The following is a 17885-nucleotide window of genomic DNA, read 5'->3' as shown; positions in this document are numbered from 1 at the left end:
TCCTATTGATATCGGTAATGCAGCGTGTTGCCGTCATTCTTTTCGAAGGTAACCGGCACCGCAGCGCTGCCGCCCTGTGCCTGCAGCCACTGTGAATAAACACCGGCCAGCACGGCGCTCATCGCCAGCTGCCAGCGCTCTGCACCCACCTTGCTGTCGCCCTGCGGCAGCGCATGATGCTGAATCAGAATGGCATTTTCCAGCGGCTGAAGCTGGGTGAACCCCCAACTAAAGCGCGCCAGTTGCAGATTCATCTCGCGTTCCAGATCCTGCACGGTGCGCGCTTCCGCTAAAGGATAGCGCGCTGCCAGCGATGCGCCCACATTGTTGAGGAAGCCTTCGGCTTCCTCGCCCGCGTTGTCCAGCATCCCTTCAATCATCACGCTGACCAGATCAAACCAACCCGGCTGATGCGGATGGCTGACGCGCGCGGTTGCCTGCTCACTCATTTAGTTGTCTCCGAACAGATAACGGAAGTACAGATTCGCTGTGCTCTCGTTGTAATCGCCAAAGGTGTCGTAGCCTAATTGCCCACCCACAGTGACATCTTTGTTGATCTTGTAATCCGCACCGGCGTGCAAGTTGTAGCCAATACCGTTCTTGCTCTCGCCGCTGTAGTAAGCGCTTTTCACGTAACCCTGATCGGCCAGACTCTGCATTTGTGCCTGGTAAGTCGGATCGTTCGGGAAGTAAGCGCTCTTATCCTGGCTGTAGGATTGATAACCCACCGAACCGCCCACGTTCACTTTCAGATCGTCGAACTTGCGGGAGAACTCAATCGGGAACGAGACCGATGCATAGTTCTGCGGGCTGAAGTAACCGCCCTGACCGTAGCTGAAGTAACTCAGGTTTTTCGAGTAATCCATCCACGACAGGCTCATGCCCACCTTCAGCTCGCGATCGTCGTAGTGGAACGGACGCACATACGCACCGGCAGTCGCCTGCACGCTGTTGTTACTCGCCACGTTTTCACCAATGTAGCTGTAAGCGCCGCCGCCGACGTAGAAACCGGCATCGCCGTTATCGTAGCTCAGCAACGCATTACCGCCGTTTTTGGTCACGCGACCCCAGCGCTTACCGCTGGTTTTATCTTCCACGCCCACATAGGAGAGCAGGCTGTCGGTCATCGCACGACGTTCACCGGTGAGGATCAGCGTCAGGAAGTCAGTGAGTTTCGGTGACCACTGCACGCCCCCCACCAGGGTACTCAAATCCTGTCCCAGTGGCGTACTGCCGAGGTCGATCTTGTAGCTGTCGCCTTTCAATGCCAGGTTCAGCTCAACACCGGTGGCTTTCTGCGAATCAGTGGATGAAGACGGGACATCGTCAATTTTGGCATCGCCAGACGCCACCACATTACCCTGCACCAGGGCATTGGTGCCGAAACGACGCCACGCGTCGCCCGCCGCACTGCCCGCCGTGAGCGAGACAGGTGTCATAGTAAAGTCAAAGCGCGATTCGCCAAACGGGACGGTGGAGAAAGTCAGTGGCGCTTTGGCTTCGGTCAGTTTGCTCAGACCCGATTCGCCGTCACGACCACGTACCTGCATGCCACCCTGAATCCAGGTGCCGGTTTTCTCTTGTAGATCGTCCATCATACTGTCGATCTGGCGCAGCGTCTGGCTCTGCTGGATTGCCGGTGTATTGCTGGCCAGCGTGGTCCCCGTTGCGCTGCTGGTGACATCCGGTGCCGATTGCCATGGCATCACCGCGCCATAAGCAGACGGAGAACGCCCCACCGGCGAAGTACCCCGGTTGATGAACGGGTTATCCGCCAATGCCAGACCACCCACGCTTGGCGTATCACCGTTGGTGGCACCCTGCAGACCAATCAACTGCCCGCGCGCGCTGCGCAGATAGCTCATGGCCTGGCTGTGATTGCCGTTGGCTTCAGCCACGCGCGCCAGTAACAGCTGGCGATCCGGTGACTGCTCATTGTTCAGGCCACGTGTCAGGGTATTGGCTTTATTGACGTCATTATTCGCCAGTGCCACGTTGATGGCACCGGTACGCGCATCTTGCGTTGGCGTATCCTGGGTCATCAGGTAGTCATACACCACACCCGCTTCTTTGTTCATCTTGCCGGACTGATACAGTCGCGCCATGGCGAACATCAGATCGCGGTTCTGTGGATCGTGCTGCAGTGCGCCCACCAGCTTGTCGTAAGCCGCGGCGTACTGCTTCTGCTCACGCAGACGATCCACTTCGTTGATCACGTAACCGTTGCGAATACCCGCCAGCTGCGTTGGTGTACTGCGCGCCTGCAACTCCGGGCTGCTGAGGAAGCTCTGCGCTTCGGTATTCAGACCCGCCTGGTTGAGCACCGCAACCTGTGCAGCGTAATCACCGGCATTCCCCTGAATGCCGCGCTGCATATTACTGCGCACCACAGAGACAGCGGTGGTGAGATCGCCCGCTTTCGCCAGCTTCTGTGCCAGGTTACCGGCATCCACCGGGTTGGACGGAGGTGACGAGGCCAGCGCACGCAGGGTATTCGCCGCTGCAGCATTCGAGCCCTGCGCCAGATACTGATCGGCGGTGGTCATCTGCAGGTTGAAGTTCACACGCTGCGCCAGCTCGCGCATATCGCTGCTCTTGCTGCCGTTCGGTATGCGTGACAGCAGTAAACTCGCCTGCTGCCAGGCACCGCTCTCGCTGGCGTTCAATGCGCCAGCATACAGCTCTGCCGTGCTGGCGCCGCTGCGCATCGACGGCTGCATGATATTGGCGGCCATCATATTATCGCCCTGTGCGCGATAAATACGCGCCAGGTCGAGGCGTAACCAGCCATCATTCGGGAAGCGCTGAATACCGCTGTTCAAGGTGGCTATCGCGGCGCTGTTGTTGCCCGCCGCCAGCTCACGCTTAGCCTGCGCACGAATCGGATCGGTGCTGCTGCCGCGCGGGGCCACGCTCTGGCGCACGCTATCCGGCAGAGAAGCCAGCAGCGTGTTGGCTTCGGCACTGCGATTCTGCTGACGCAGCACGTAGAACAGGCCTTCTTTGGCGTTACGGTTGTTCGGATCGGCTTGCAGGATAGAGCGATAAGTTTGTTCTGCCTGGTCGAGTTGATTGTTGCGACGCTGCACGTCCGCGCGGAACAGCTTAGCTGAAACGCCTTTCTCGCCATCGGCCTGCGCCAGGGGTTCACTCAAGGCCAATGCCTGCGCGCTGTCACCGTTTTTCAGCGCCTGCTGCGCGGTCGCCAGTTGAGCATAGAAGCGCGCATCGGCTGCCTGCTTTTGGCGCGTCTCGCTCTGATCGCCGCCCATCTGCGCGGCGCGCGTCAGATAATCAGCCGCTTCGGCATAGCGCCCGGCACGCTGAGCCACATAGCCCATACCTGCCAGTGCATCGGCATCCTGCGGGTTCGCCTGCAGCACTTTCTCAAAGTTGTTCTGCGCGTTGCTGACGTCACCACTGTTCAGTGCGGTAAAGCCAGCCCCCTTCTCAGCGCCGCCAACATTTTTACGGTAGTAATCCATCACCGCATTGTCTTGCGGATGGCGCTGCTGCCAGGTCTGGTACAGGGAAGCATCGGACGCCTGCGGCTCGAGCCACAGCAGCGCCTGGCGCAGTGAACGGTCAGCGTCTTTATTGCCATCCGCCAGCGTGCCCAGCAGATCAATACCCTGACGACGGGTCGATTCCTGATAGGTCAGTGCTTTGCCGAGTGCCAGCTTCGCGCCGGTATCTTGTGGATGATCGGCCGCGAATTGACGCAGCGCTTCGACCGCCTGCGGCAGCAGCGAGCGGTCTCCGGCCATGGTCAGGTAATATTCCGCCGCCACGCTCGGTGGTGGCTCATTACCATTAAAGGTATTGCGCCAGGTTTGCAGCGAAGCTGCAATATTGCCACTGCGGGCCTGCTGGCGCGCTAACGACAGCTGCGCCTGTGGGATGGTTTGCAGCTGACGCGCATTATCCAGTTCGGTGAGGTGCGGATCGTTCGGCGATGCGGCACTCAGTCGCGCGCGCCACTGCGCCGCTTCCGCGCTGCTGCCGCTCTGCTGGGAATAGAGCGCCAGCAAATAAAGCGCCTGAGTGTTGTTGGGTTCCACCATCAACACTTTTTGCAGCGAAGATTTGGCCAAATCGTCATGCGCTTTCTGATGCCAGTAAGCCGCCTGATCAAACAACGCTTGTAACGCAGGATTGGTGCTCTCCGCCGCCAGCAGCGGCTGAGAGAACGCCAGTGCCCCACCCAGAATCAGGGCATGACGAATACCGGCACTCAACAGATTTTTTTTCATTGTTTTTATCCTTACTTCTTGCCGGACTTGCTATCAGCTTTCGGGTTGAGGCGTCGCCATGCATGACGCTTCAGCATCGCCCATGCGCTACCGCCGACCAGCGTTGCCAGCACCAGAGCGGCCAGCGCCATCAGCACCGAATGCTGGTTGGCATACCACACCACCATCATGTACCACGGCATTTCGCCACTCGGGAACTGTGGACCGACGCGGAAACTGCGAATACCGTTTTCATCAGTGATGATGGCGGTATCGCCACGAATGCCCGCGTTAATGCGCGCCGAGTTGAGATCTTCATGCAAACGCAGCAGCTGTTGATCGCTGGTTGCCACCGTCATCACCACCAGGCGATCGGCATTCCACGGCGAGCGGTAGCTGACAAAGCCACGCCACGCTTCGTTGGAGGAGAAGTAACGATCGGCATCCAGCTGCTGAAGGTTCCAGTCGCCGGTCAGCCAGCCACGCAGCTTGTCCCAGGTCGTCGGATCTTTCACGCCCAACGTATTACCGCTGGTCTGATAAGGCGTGTTAGCCAGCATCTGCTGATTGAATTCACTGTTCTGTGTGGTGCTCACCGCCAGCAGATCACTGTCCTGCAGGCGTGTCAGGTTAGTGCCACCATTTGGCAAACCAAACAGCACCTGATTCTGCACCAGCGGTACACCGGTCGCGTTACCCGCACGTGAAGACATATCCAGCAGCGTGGAGATCTCTGCATCGGTCGGTTTTTCTGGCAGCAGCAAGGTGGTCTGCGAGAAGTCCGCCAGACGCGAGAACGGGAATGATGCGCCAACGAAGTACGACAGGTTCGGCAGCATGGTGAAGTGACGCGTGTGGCTCAGATCGATCCACGAATCATCTTCGATGCGGCTCTTGATGTTGTTGTTGAGCAACACACCACATGGCGCGTCCGCTTTCGGTTTGATGTTGAAGTACAACGCCAGCTGGTTATCACCGTAAATCAGATACGGCTCCAGCTTCAGGGTGTAGTGCTCCTGACGGGCGTCGCCGCCAAGACGATGCCAGGCGCTCTCCAGCAAGCCGACTTTGTTTACGGTCAGGTTGCGCAGGAAGGTGCCGTTAAGCATCACGTTGAGGAACGATTTGTTCTCATCAATCCAGCTTTCCGACGGGAAGCGGTAGTGCAGCTCGACCGGAATAGTGTCGCCATCCCACATGAACAAATCGGGTGCCGCGCGGAAGTTCACGCTCAGCGCATCATGCCAGATGCCGGTGGTGGTCAGACTCTGATCTTTACGCAGCAGCTCGCTCAACCGCACCGGACGAGTGGTATTGATCCAGCGCGGCGCGTCATACGGCTTACGCAGGCCAATCGGCTGCGGCTGCACGTTCAGGCTGCTGGCATCGGTCGCCAGCGGTTGCGTGGTCAAACGGTTTGCCGCCTGACGCAGCTGAGCATCATCCGCACCGACAACTAACAGCAGTTTGTAAACCGGGTTGTTCGGGTTATCAATCACCTGCAACAGCGGACCGTTGGTGGCAGGTAAAGTCACAGAACCGATCTTCTCACCGGGATGACCAATCAAAATGCCGTTGTGCTCAGGCAGATCGCCACGCACCACCGGGAAACGAATGCCGCGATAGTCCGATTGAATACCCATCCATGATGCCACTAACGCCGCCGCGCTGATGCTGTCCGGCGTGGCATTGGCGGCAAAGCCAAAGGTCACGCTGGCTGGCGTCATACGCTGCGCATCCATAAACGGACGCGGGAAGTTGCGCAGGCTGGTGCCGATATTCAACTGCTGGCCTTCGAGGCTCAGCGTGGTTTTAGGCAGAATCGACACCTGATACTGCTGTGCACTCTCTTTTTCGCACAGCAGTTTGTCGGCATCGTTAATTTTGAAGCTGAGGTTGTTGCTTGAGACCACCATCGCCGCTGGAATATCCAGCTGATAGTCGCTGACATCGCTGTCGCTTGAACCCAGCGGCAAAGTGCCCAGCGGCTGACCATTCAGCATCAGCTGCAACGAGGTATTACGCGCCGCCAGTGCTGCTGAAACGCGCAGCGACAAATTCAGACGCGCGTTGGTGATCACTTCATCGCTCGGCAGAGTAAACACGATGCCCGATTGCAGCTGACCGCCCGTTAAGGTGATGCCCTGCGGCTGGCCCATCTGCGCCACGGAAATGGTGCTGCTGATAGGTTGATTGAGCATCGCAGAAGCGGAAACCACGGGTGCGGCGACTGATGCTGCAGGTGCCACATCAGGCAGCACCATCTCTGGCGCTGGCGTGGTAGCAGGCGGCTCCGTCTGTGGTGCAGCCGAATTCGTGGCGTTGGCTGCTGGCATATCCGTCGCAGCCGGGGCAGTATTTTCAGTTGCTGGTGCATTTTCAGTGGGCGCATAAGGTGTTGCACCCGCCGCCTGCTGCAACTGGGCATCCGCTTCACTCTGGATGCCTTGCGGTGGCGGCACGTTGGACAAGGCCGAACTATCCTGCGTTACCGCAGGGGTTTCTGCCCAGGCCGGGGCGAGCATCAGCGCCGTCGCCAGCGAGCTTGCCAGCAACGTTTGCGTCAAATTCTTCATACTGCGCTGTCCTCTTTCACTGCCGACTGGTTTTCACGCTTATGCTTCTCACGGCGATCTTTCCAGGTCAGCCAGAACAGCTCAAATACGGTACGAATAATAGTGCCCAACGATACCAGCGGGTTGTCCTGCTTATACTCGGGCTGGATCCACGCATCGGCGCGCGCCAGTACCACACGCACCAGCTCACGACGACGCGATAGCGGCATATCACCAAAGCGCAGACGAATGGTCTCTTCATCGCCGGAGATTTTGCTCACCGGAATAGTGATGGCACCGGATTTCAGCAGCAGATCAATCTCTTCAATTTCATCATGCTCATGACGGTTGTCCGGCGCATCCAGTTGCGCGCCGCCCATCGACAGGTCGCTGGTTTGGGTGCGTGATGAGATACCGCTGGCGTAGTGAATCACCGCCGGAATCTGCACTTCGATACGAATGGTTTTACGTACCTGCTTGGTTTCGCGCGCCACGGCAATCGCCGCCATCAGGATGATCAGGCTGAACACCGCCCAGCCGACGTTGAGGGCGATAACATAGGGATCAACACCGAAGTAATCATGTGCCGTTGCACGAACCACACCCGCGACGATACCAATGGTCAGCAGTACCGCGACAATCACATGGGGGCGGACGATGTGGAAATCGAAAAAGCCCTGGTCCAGCAGGCCCCCCTTATCCGTTACGTTAAATTTACCGCGCTTTGGTGCCAGCATGGTCAGCAACGTCGGGATCACAAGGTGGAAGCACATCACGGTTTCGTAGATTTCACCCCAGAAGGTGTAACGGAACTTGCCGTTCATGCGGGAGTTGACGTACAGCGACATCACCAGATGCGGTAATACGTAGGCGAAGATCAGCGACGCCGACGAGTGAATGATGTTCAGGTTGAACAGCAGGTACGCCAGCGGCGCGGTCAGGAATGCCACGCGCGGCAGACCGAACTGGAAGTGCAGCATGGCGTTGAGGTAGCAGAGACGCTGCTGCCATTTCAGACCACGGCCAAACAGCGGATTATCCACACGGAAGATCTGCGTCATGCCACGCGCCCAGCGGTTACGCTGAACCACGTGCAGACCGAGACGCTCGGTGGCCAGACCCGCAGCCAGCGGAATCGCCAGGAAGGCAGACCCCCAACCCAGGCGCTGCATTTTCAATGCGGTGTGCGCATCTTCGGTCACGGTTTCAACCGCAAATCCACCAATCTCTTCCAGCGCGCTACGGCGAATCACCGCACAGGAACCGCAGAAGAAGGTGGCGTTCCAGTTGTCGTTACCCTGCTGAACCGGGCCGTAGAACAGCGCGCCTTCGTTCGGAATGGTACGCGCTGCACGCAGGTTACGTTCAAACGGGTCCGGTGAATAGAAATAGTGTGGCGTCTGCAACAGCGCCAGCTTGGGATCGTTCAGGAACGGACCGACGGTCGCCTGCAGGAAAGTACGGGTGGCGACGTGGTCACAGTCAAAGATGCAAATCAGCTCACCCTTGGTGATTTTCATCGCATGGTTGAGGTTACCGGCTTTCGCATGACTGTTGTCGTCACGGGTGATATAGCCCACCCCTACATCGGCGGCAAAAACCGCAAACTCGCTGCGCTTGCCGTCATCCAGCAGATAGACCTTGAGCTTGTCACGCGGATAATCGATGCACTGCGCCGCCAGCACGGTATCACGCACTACGTCGAGGCTTTCGTTATAGGTCGGGACATAGACGTCAACGGTAGGCCACAGGCTGGTATCGTCCGGCAACGGTTCAATGGTGCGTTTTAATGGCCAGGTGGTTTGCAGGAAGCCGAGAATCAGAATCAGCCAGACATACAGTTCGGCCAGATATAAGCCGATGCCGAGAATCGCTTCAATCTCGGAATTAAACTGCAGCGTCTCCGTGGTGCGCCACCAGATATATCGGGTCGACATCAGCGCAGAAAGGATAACCATGATGACAGTTATTTTGCGGCTTTTGCTGAAGCCCAGTAAAAACATCATCCCGATGCTGATTAAGCCAAAAATATATTGTTTTTGGCTGTCCATAGGCGTGATGACGATTACCGCAGCCACAGGTGCAAGCACCAGCAGCAGCAGGTAAAACCCGAGTTTACTCATGATTCACCCTAAAGAAGCTGTGTTGTTATTATTGCTAATACCGCCAGGCAAATGCCTGGCGATTAATAATGGCTGCGGATAGGTGCCTGAACTTCACCGTTACCCACAGTAATATTCAGGATATTGGCTACGCGCTTCGCCACCAGTTCAATATCAAAGGCTGCGGCTGATGCCGGGCTGAAATCATAAACTGATTGTTGTGAAGCATTGGCTTCCGCGACGCTTTCATCACGATGCACCACGCCTAATAAATTTTCGCCCAAACGCTGCTGCATAAAGCCGGTGACTTCGCGACTAATATTGCGGCGATTGTCACTTTGATTAAGTACGAAATAGTGACCACGCTTATTATTGAGCGGCTTACCTATCATGCGGTCATTTTCAATTTGCGGCAGTAAAGAGACCGAGGCGGTATCTGCCAGCATCACCACTAGATGCATATCGGCCAAAGCGGCCATGGCTTTAAGTGCAGGACCGGGGCCTGGCGGGAAATCGGCAATAATCACCAGTCCCGGATAATTTAAAACTGTGTCCAGACCGCGGCGCAGGAAATGCGGATCTTTAATCAGGTTCTCTTCAAAACGCTCACGCTGATCTTCGGTCACATCGCCATGAGGCATGACGAAAATATTACCGCCGGTGGTGAGGATGGATTGGCTCCAGTCAGCCTGCTCTTCAGAACGCGCAACAAAGCCGCGACCATCGTGCAGTGGCACACCAAAATGCAGACGCAAGGCGTTCTGGACATCGAAATCGATTGCCAACACCTTGCTGCCAGCGCGAGCCAGGCTCCATGCAAGGTTGGCCGCCATGGTGGTTTTCCCTACTCCCCCTTTTGGCGAGCACACACAAACTAACGGCATAGCGCAATCTTCTCCAATAGCGGTTTTAAGGGTGTTTCTTTTGAAAGATGAGCAGGTTCCGTCGCACGCGAGCGGAACAGGGCACCAAAACGTGAGGGTGCAGAAGCTGCCGGACGCGCCGGTTCAACCGGAGCGGTGAAGGTAGACGCGGGCGCACTGAACGTTGTTGTAGCCTGCGGCGCTTCAGCCGATGTCGCGGCAATCGGTGAGTCTAAAGGCGCTGGAGCAGGGTTCGCTACAGGTGCGGGAGCCGGCGTCACGGTAGGTACCGCAGCGATAGGTGCGGATGCAGATAAAGGTGCAGCCGCCGGTTTCGCTGGCGGCGGTGGAAACAGCGACGTCGTGGCCTGCCGCTCAACATGGGTCGCTTTCGGTGCCTGTGAGATCACAGAAGGCGCCGGTTTAGCCGCTGGTGCAGGCGGGAAAAGTGATGAGACTCCCGCAGGCGGCGTGGATGGCGCAGGTTCTGTAGGCGCAGTGGCCGCCAGGCTGTCGGGAATTGAACTGCGTGAAGAGCTGGCCGCAGAGGAAATTGCTGCTGGCGCACTCTGCATCGGCGCTGCGGGCGCGCTGAACTCATTGCCGCGAATCGGCTGTGGCTGTGGCAGATCAATACGTTGGCCGCTACCCAGGTCTGGCTCATTATCGTTCGCTAATTGGCGTATGATCGCCCACTGGCTGTGATCCGCTTCCTGCGATTGCCCAGACATGTCCTTAAAAGCGATATCAAGCGTTTTGGTCTTTTCTTTAAAACGCTGCAGATCGTCGTAATTCTTCATGATCAGAGCCTGTAAAAGCGGGAGGGAATTTTCCGCGAATATATCACACACATTAAAAGAGAGTGAGAGAATTCTGATTATAAAAACGGCGTATTCAACAAAAGACTTTTATCAATATGATTGAAAATCTGGCAATGCAAAAAGCGTGCAGATATTTAAGGCCGGAGATTTATTAATATCGATTAACTGAAATAATAACGGCAAAAACATTCACCTAAGCTACTGATATGATGAGAAAGTGGTTCAAGTTACGGATTTAACAGCTGTGTGATTACACTCACATAATCCTGACGCTATTCAGAATTTGCCTTAACGATTCTCCCTCCTAATCAGGACCAATCGATTACTGATGCACTGGAGTAATACATTTCCTGGCGGTTCTGGCAGAAACATTTTTCTTGTTAGCATTCCTGAAGTATAACGCAGGAAAAAATAAAGGCTCCCGCAGGAGCCTTCATTCATTTCTGGCGTTGTTAATTACACGCCCACTGGCTGATTCTCGTCCTGATCCACCGCGAAACAGGCAATTTGCTGCTCGCCATATTGCTTAAGTTTGGGCTGCAACTGGACGCAGGTACCAAAGCGGCGGCGGCAGCGCGCGTTAAACGCACAGCCCGGCGGCGGATTGAGTGGACTTGGCAGTTCGCCGGTCAATTTAATCCTTTCACGACGCTCATCTGGATTCAAACGTGGCGTGGCTGACAACAAGGCCTGCGTATAAGGATGACGCGGATTGCTGAAAATGGCCTCTTTACCGCCGCGCTCAACGCAACGACCTAAATACATCACCATCACTTCGTCAGCGATATGCTCCACCACCGACAAATCATGAGAAATGAACACATACGACAAACCCAAATCCTGCTGCAAATCCATCATCAGGTTCAGCACCTGCGCACGTACGGAAACGTCGAGCGCAGAAACCGGTTCATCGGCAATCAGCACATCGGGATCGAGCATCAAACCACGCGCAATGGCGATACGCTGACGCTGACCACCGGAGAACATATGCGGATAGCGATCGTAGTGCTCGGTTTTCAGGCCCACCTTCGCCATCATCTCCAGCGTCTTCTCACGGCGTTCCGCTTTACTCAGCGAAGTGTTAATCAATAACGGCTCTTCGAGAATCTGGCTGATTTTCTTACGCGGATTGAGTGAGCCATACGGGTTCTGGAACACGATCTGGATTTTCTGACGACGCAGCTTTTGCGCCTGCGGATCGTGCTTCAGCAAATCCTGACCATGCCAGTAGAGCTGGCCCTCGGTTGGCGTTTCAATCATGGTCAGCAAGCGACCAAGTGTGGATTTACCACAGCCCGACTCACCGACCACCGCCAGCGTTTTGCCGCGTTCAAGGTTGAACGAGACGCCATCCAGCGCTTTCACCAGACGCTCCTGGCCAAACAGCCCTTTCTTCACCGGGTAGTGTTTTTTCAGGTCGATCGCCTGCAGCAGGTAATCCTGCTTAGTGTTATCAAGACTCATAAGTCGGTCTCCCGGCATCATCCAGTGGGAAATGGCATTTAGACTGGCGACCCGGAATGTCACGCAGTTCAGGTTCTTCACGACGGCAGCGTTCGGTCACATACGGACAGCGCGGATTGAGCAGACAGCCGGTAGGACGATCATATTTGCCCGGCACCACACCCGGCAGCGAAGCCAGACGCGCTTTATCTGCGGCAAACTCCGGCAACGCGCGCAGCAGCGCTTGGGTGTAGGGATGACGCGGGGCTTTGAAGATATCCACCGCTTTCCCGCTTTCCACCACCTGTCCGGCGTACATCACGATGATGTGCTGCGCGGCTTCTGCCACCAGCGCCAAATCGTGGGTAATCAGGATCAGCGCCATGTTCTCCTGCTTCTGCAACTCCAGCAGCAGTTCGATGATTTGCGCCTGAATGGTCACATCCAGTGCAGTTGTCGGTTCATCAGCAATCAGCAGCTTGGGTTTGCAGGCGATCGCCATCGCGATCATCACGCGCTGGCTCATACCGCCCGACAACTGATGCGGATAAACATCAAGACGAGAGGCCGGATCGGGAATACCGACCTGATCCAGCAGGTCGATAGCACGCTGACGGCGCGTGCTTTTGCTGCCGCCCTGATGCACCTTCAGCGCTTCCATGATCTGGAAGCCCACGGTGTAGCACGGGTTGAGGCTGGTCATCGGGTCCTGGAAGATCATCGCCACTTCTGCGCCCACCAACTGGCGGCGCTCTTTTTCAGAGATCTTCTGCAAGTCGCGCTGGTTGAACTCCAGCTTTTCCGCCATCACACGACCGGGATAATCAATCAGGCCCATAATCGCCAGCGAGCTGACCGACTTACCCGAGCCGGATTCACCCACAATCCCCACCACCTGGCCTTGTTCAACCTGGTAGCTGATACGGTCTACTGCACGGAACGGTGTTTTTTCGTCGCCGAAGTGCACCGACAGTTTTTCTACATTTAATAGTGCCATCTCGGTGCCTCTTTACTGCTTGAGTTTCGGGTCGAGTGCATCACGCAAACCATCGCCCATGAGGTTGAATGCCAGCACGGTGAGCAGGATGACGACACCAGGGAACGTCACCACCCACCAGGCACTTTGCGCATACTGCAACACGTCGGAGAGCATGGTGCCCCACTCCGGCGTTGGCGGTTGCGCCCCCATTCCGAGAAAGCCCAACGCCGCCATATCGAGGATGGCGTTGGAGAAACCTAATGACGCCTGCACGATCAGCGGTGCCAGGCAGTTAGGCAGAATATTGACGAACATCTGGCGCAGCGTACCGGCACCCGCCACGCTGGAGGCGGTGACGTAATCGCGATTCACTTCCACCAGCACCGCAGCACGCGTAAGACGGATATAGTGCGGCAGCGCGACGAAGGTGATCGCCAGCGAGGCGTTGACAATCGACGGACCAAAAATCGCCACCAGCACCAATGCCAGCAGCAGGCTTGGCAGCGCCAGCATGATATCCACCAGACGCATGATCACCGCGTCGACGACGCCGCCGAGGTAACCTGCCATCAGACCAAACACCACGCCAAGGATCAGCGACAGCACTACCACCAGACAGCCAACCAGCAGCGATAAACGTGCGCCGAACATCAGGCGTGACAGCACATCACGGCCCACGTCATCGGTGCCAAAGATAAATTTCCAGCTGCCGCCTTCCTGCCACACCGGCGGATGCAGCAGCGCATCACGGAACTGCTCTGACGGCGCATGCGGCGCCAGCACATCGGCGAAGATGGCGATCAGCAGCATCAGAATGATGTAAACCAGGCCAATCACCGCGCCTTTATTGCGTTTGAAGTAGTGCCAGAATTCCTGAATCGGGGTCATCGGCTTGGGTGCAGCGCTTACGCTTGCGGGATCAACAGTTGTCATGATGCCCCCCTTATTTCTTATGTCGAATGCGCGGATTGACCACGCCGTACAACAGATCAACCAGCAGGTTGACCACGATGATCAGAATTGCCACCAGCAACACGCCGCCCTGCACCACCGGATAGTCACGGCGCTGCAATGCTTCGATTAGCCAGCGACCCAGTCCCGGCCACGAGAAGATGGTTTCTGTCAGAATCGCACCGGCCAGCAGGGTGCCGACCTGTAAACCGATAACCGTTACCACCGGCAGCATCGCGTTGCGCAGTGCATGCACTACGATGACGCGCATACGCGTCAGGCCTTTAGCGCGCGCAGTGCGGATATAATCTTCACCCAGCACTTCCAGCATTGAAGAACGCGTCATACGCACGATCACCGCCAGCGGGATAGTGCCCAGCACAATGGCCGGCAAAATCATGTGCATCACCGCATCTTTGAAATCGCCCTCTTCACCCCACAGCAGCGTATCAATCAGCATAAAACCGGTGAGTGGGTGGCTGTCATCAAGGAAAATCGTGTCACTGACACGCCCGGATACCGGTGTCAGGTTGAGCTGCACCGATACCAGCATGATCAGCATGATGCCCCACCAGAAAATCGGCATGGAGTAACCGGTCAGGGAGATGCCCACTGCAGTGTGGTCAAACACCGAACCGCGTTTTACCGCCGCCAGCACGCCAACCGGAATGCCCACCGCAATCGCGAAGAGCATCGCGCAGATGCCGAGTTCCAGCGTGGCTTTGAAACGAGGGACGAACTCATCCCATACCGGGATGCGGCTTTTCAGCGAGATGCCGAGATCGCCGTGCAGCACACCATTAATGTAGGTGATGTACTGTTTCCACATCGGCTGGTCGAGGCCAAATTGGGCCATCAGCTGGGCGTGACGCTCGGGAGAGATACCGCGTTCGCCAGCCATGATCAGCACCGGGTCACCGGGGATCAGATGGACAAACGCAAAGGTCAGTAAGGTAATACCGATGAACGTTGGGATGACAAGGCCCAGACGTCGGAGTATGAATTGCAGCATAAGCCGGATTCTCAGTCATTTCCCGTGGCGTTGCCGCCAGGGACTACATTGCTCACAACACGCAGCCGACAATGCCGGACGCGACGCAAGAAGCGCTTCAATATAAGAAATTAGCCGGAAAAAAAGTGCGGAGACCGGGCGGCAAAGGTGCCGCCCGAGGGCCAGCAGCGCTGGCCCAGACCGCGATAATCCGAAAGGTTATTCCTGGATATCGACGTTTTCGAAGTGATGTTTACCTAATGGATCAACCACATAGCCAGTCACTTTCTTGCTCACCGGCTCATACACGGTGGAGTGAGCAATAATCAGCGCCGGAGCCTGGTCATGCATCACTACCTGAGCCTGTTTGTAGAGCTCAATACGTTTGTTGTGATCGGCTTCAGCACGTGCAGGCTGAATCAGATCTTCAAACGGCTTGTAGCACCAGCGTGAGTAGTTAGAGCCGTCTTTGGCGGCGGCACAGCTAAACAGGGTGGCGAAGAAGTTGTCCGGATCCCCATTGTCACCGGTCCAGCCCATCATGACAGTCTGGTGTTCACCGGCTTTGGCGCGTTTCAGGTACTCGCCCCACTCGAAGGTGACGATCTTGGCTTTCACGCCAATTTTCGCCCAGTCAGCCTGAACCATTTCCGCCATACGACGGGCGTTCGGGTTGTAAGGACGCTGTACCGGCATCGCCCACAGGTCGATAGAGAAACCATCCGGCATGCCGGCTTCTTTCAGCAGCTCTTTCGCTTTGGCAGGATCGTAAGCGTAATCTTTCACATCGTCGTTGTAGCCCCACATTGTTGGTGGGATCAGGTTTTTCGCGGCCTGGCCAGCGCCCTGATACACAGCGTCGATGATGGCTTGTTTGTTCACCGCCATGGTCAGTGCCTGACGCACTTTCACGTTATCCAGCGGTTTTTTCTCGGTGTTGAATGACAGGTAACCGACGTTCAGACCAGGCTGCTCCATCAGGTTAATTTTGTCATCTTTCTTCATGCTGGCGATGTCAGCCGGGTTCGGGTACGGCATCACCTGGCACTCACCCTTCTGCAGTTTGGCGTAACGCACAGACGCATCAGGCGTGATAGAGAATACCAGACGATCAATCTTCGGCTTGGTGCCCCAGAAGTCCGGGTTGGCTTTATACAGAATGCGTGAATCTTTCTGATACTGCTGCAGCACGAATGGACCGGTGCCCACTGGATTGAGGTCCAGCTTCTCTGGCGTGCCGGCTTTCAGCATGTTGTCCGCATACTCTTTTGACAGGATCGAGGCGAAGTCCATGCCGAGGTCAGCAATGAACGGTGCTTCAGGACGGCTCAGGGTGAAGCGTACGGTGTAGTCGTCAACTTTCTCGATTTTCTCGATCAGCTTCGGCATATCCATACCTTCGAAGTATTCGTAGCTGCCGCCCGATACACCGTGGTACTTGTTGTTTTTGTCGAGCTGGCGCTCGAAGGAGAACACGACGTCGTCAGCGTTGAAGGTACGCGTTGGCTTAAAGTCTTTGGTGGTTTGCCACTTCACGCCTTTACGCAGATGGAAGGTATAGGTTTTACCATCTTCGCTAACGTCCCATTTTTCAGCCAGGCCAGGCTGCAGCTCGGTAGTACCGGTTTTGAACTCAACCAGACGGTTGTAGATCGGCACGGAGCTGGCATCGTAAGTGGTACCCGATGTGAAGAGCTGTGGGTTGAAGCCTTCCGGCGAACCTTCTGAACAATATACGAGGGTTTTCGCCTGGACACCCGCGGCAACAGTCATAGCAATCAGGCTAAGACCGACCTTCAGCATCCTGGATTTAGCCAGGGAGTTGATCATGTTTTGCTCCATTGTGATGTGATGTTGTGTGCGTCGCCCGACCTCTGAATTTTTTTATGCGGTTCGGGCAGCATGCGAGTGGTTTTTTTTGTCATCCGATAGCCAATGGCTCCTCAGAATCGCCCTACTCTGCATGTTATTGACGCATCAATTTGTCAACAGTTGCAAAGAACGTCAATACAAGGTGGGGTTATTTACACAGAGTGTGAGTAAGTGCAAGCAACGATAAAAAACAGGGTTATTGCGCTGAGCCAAAATTTAAAAAGGTGATAAAGCGCGCAATGCCGCGTGATTGTCTGGCTATACAGTCAAATGACAGTGATTATCACCGCTAAAAAACACACAAAAGTTATTAGTAAATGTCGAATAACTGAACGATTCGCCGTGCGTTATGACGTTCTGGCAGCGAAATATGCTGGTGTAATGGCATAAGAAATCAGCAAAAAGCATTAATCGGTCATAAGAAGAATGTGTCGCGAATTAAGCGTGCAGGGTTGATTGCGTGAGGGGTCGAGTCGGTAAAGTGGGAATAATGGCGGGTAAATGTGATTTGTCGGATGGGATGGGTGAATTCTAAGGTTAGGTGCAAACAGCATCGCTTTTAAATGGTGCGCTGCTCAGGGAAGGCGGCTCGATCGCAAAGACGGCGTAAATACATCCCTGTAGCCTCGGTCGCCGCATCCCTGCGGCGAACGCTTTGCTCCCCGAGCCGCCTTCCCATCGCTCATCAGCAATGATGCCGCTGTTTTGAAAAACAGCACGCATCTAAGCAACAGCATGTTTTCTTTATGACAGCACGCACAAAGCCGAATGTTCGCTTCCTAAAGCAAGCACAGAATCAAACGAAGGAGGGAATGCGGGGCCGCGGAGTAAAGCGTTACACGCCATGGATGGCGTGTGTCGAGCGATCAGGGACGAGACAGCGACTTTACGCAGCGGCCCCGTATTCACTCCTGGCTGCACCAGCTCCGCTTTTAAAACCCCGCACAAACTTAACAACTCCGCCCCTGGCAACAAACACAAAGCCAAATGTTCACTTCCAAAAGCGCGCACAGAATCAGATGAAGGAGGGAATGCGGGGCCGCGGAGTAAAGCGTTACACGCCATGGATGGCGTGT

The 17885-nt window shown here is 55.8% G+C and carries 11 protein-coding genes; all 11 read right to left on the bottom strand.

What is annotated here, in order from left to right; genetic code table 11:
- Positions 1–2: 2 nt before the first annotated feature.
- Positions 3–449 (bottom strand): cellulose biosynthesis protein BcsD, encoded by a 447-nt coding sequence (gene bcsD, locus RT340_RS01230; protein ID WP_034827794.1) that lies wholly within the window; start codon positions 447–449, stop codon positions 3–5.
- Positions 450–4253 (bottom strand): cellulose biosynthesis protein BcsC, encoded by a 3804-nt coding sequence (locus RT340_RS01225; protein WP_313373597.1) that lies wholly within the window; start codon positions 4251–4253, stop codon positions 450–452. It lies immediately after the preceding gene.
- An 11-nt stretch (positions 4254–4264) separates the two neighbouring features.
- Positions 4265–6808 carry a cellulose biosynthesis cyclic di-GMP-binding regulatory protein BcsB gene (gene bcsB, locus RT340_RS01220; RefSeq protein ID WP_097118490.1) on the bottom strand — a complete coding sequence of 848 codons (2544 nt, stop codon included), beginning with the start codon at positions 6806–6808 and terminating at the stop codon, positions 4265–4267.
- On the bottom strand, positions 6805–8910 hold the full coding sequence (bcsA, locus tag RT340_RS01215) for a UDP-forming cellulose synthase catalytic subunit (protein ID WP_160868680.1): 2106 nt from the start codon (positions 8908–8910) through the stop codon (positions 6805–6807). Before bcsA ends, bcsB begins: the two co-directional genes overlap by 4 nt.
- 62 nt (positions 8911–8972) lie before the next feature.
- Positions 8973–9773, bottom strand: coding sequence for a cellulose biosynthesis protein BcsQ (gene bcsQ / locus RT340_RS01210; RefSeq protein ID WP_160833353.1), 801 nt, complete (start codon positions 9771–9773; stop codon positions 8973–8975).
- Positions 9764–10552: a cellulose biosynthesis protein BcsO gene (bcsO, locus tag RT340_RS01205; RefSeq protein ID WP_160833352.1), complete on the bottom strand. Its 789-nt coding sequence runs from the start codon at positions 10550–10552 to the stop codon at positions 9764–9766. Before bcsO ends, bcsQ begins: the two co-directional genes overlap by 10 nt.
- A 477-nt stretch (positions 10553–11029) precedes the next feature.
- Complete coding sequence (dppF, locus tag RT340_RS01200; RefSeq protein ID WP_160833351.1) at positions 11030–12037, bottom strand: dipeptide ABC transporter ATP-binding subunit DppF; 1008 nt, start codon at positions 12035–12037, stop codon at positions 11030–11032.
- Positions 12027–13013, bottom strand: a complete 987-nt coding sequence (dppD, locus tag RT340_RS01195; protein ID WP_038643846.1) for a dipeptide ABC transporter ATP-binding protein — start codon at positions 13011–13013, stop codon at positions 12027–12029. Before dppD ends, dppF begins: the two co-directional genes overlap by 11 nt.
- 12 nt (positions 13014–13025) lie before the next feature.
- Positions 13026–13928 carry a dipeptide ABC transporter permease DppC gene (gene dppC, locus RT340_RS01190; protein ID WP_034827779.1) on the bottom strand — a complete coding sequence of 301 codons (903 nt, stop codon included), beginning with the start codon at positions 13926–13928 and terminating at the stop codon, positions 13026–13028.
- Positions 13929–13938: 10 nt separating this feature from the next.
- On the bottom strand, positions 13939–14958 hold the full coding sequence (gene dppB / locus RT340_RS01185; protein ID WP_034827777.1) for a dipeptide ABC transporter permease DppB: 1020 nt from the start codon (positions 14956–14958) through the stop codon (positions 13939–13941).
- A 198-nt stretch (positions 14959–15156) separates the two neighbouring features.
- Entirely contained in the window at positions 15157–16767 is a 1611-nt protein-coding gene (gene dppA, locus RT340_RS01180) for a dipeptide ABC transporter periplasmic-binding protein DppA (RefSeq protein ID WP_034827775.1), read from the bottom strand.
- Between the last annotated feature and the right edge of the window lie 1118 nt (positions 16768–17885).

The organism is Pantoea sp. CTOTU50773, from assembly GCF_032082325.1.
Lineage (GTDB): Bacteria > Pseudomonadota > Gammaproteobacteria > Enterobacterales > Enterobacteriaceae > Pantoea > Pantoea communis.
The sequence above is the reverse complement of the archived record's forward strand: the minus strand, read 5'-3'. Positions and strand labels throughout refer to the sequence as shown.

Coding starts and splice junctions, on each gene's coding strand:
- dppA (WP_034827775.1), bottom strand. CDS start 16,767: ATGATCAACTCCCTGGCTAAATCCAGGATGCTGAAGGTCGGTCTTAGC.
- bcsQ (WP_160833353.1), bottom strand. CDS start 9,773: ATGCCGTTAGTTTGTGTGTGCTCGCCAAAAGGGGGAGTAGGGAAAACC.
- RT340_RS01225 (WP_313373597.1), bottom strand. CDS start 4,253: ATGAAAAAAAATCTGTTGAGTGCCGGTATTCGTCATGCCCTGATTCTG.
- bcsA (WP_160868680.1), bottom strand. CDS start 8,910: ATGAGTAAACTCGGGTTTTACCTGCTGCTGCTGGTGCTTGCACCTGTG.
- bcsD (WP_034827794.1), bottom strand. CDS start 449: ATGAGTGAGCAGGCAACCGCGCGCGTCAGCCATCCGCATCAGCCGGGT.
- bcsO (WP_160833352.1), bottom strand. CDS start 10,552: ATGAAGAATTACGACGATCTGCAGCGTTTTAAAGAAAAGACCAAAACG.
- dppD (WP_038643846.1), bottom strand. CDS start 13,013: ATGGCACTATTAAATGTAGAAAAACTGTCGGTGCACTTCGGCGACGAA.
- dppC (WP_034827779.1), bottom strand. CDS start 13,928: ATGACAACTGTTGATCCCGCAAGCGTAAGCGCTGCACCCAAGCCGATG.
- dppB (WP_034827777.1), bottom strand. CDS start 14,958: ATGCTGCAATTCATACTCCGACGTCTGGGCCTTGTCATCCCAACGTTC.
- bcsB (WP_097118490.1), bottom strand. CDS start 6,808: ATGAAGAATTTGACGCAAACGTTGCTGGCAAGCTCGCTGGCGACGGCG.
- dppF (WP_160833351.1), bottom strand. CDS start 12,037: ATGAGTCTTGATAACACTAAGCAGGATTACCTGCTGCAGGCGATCGAC.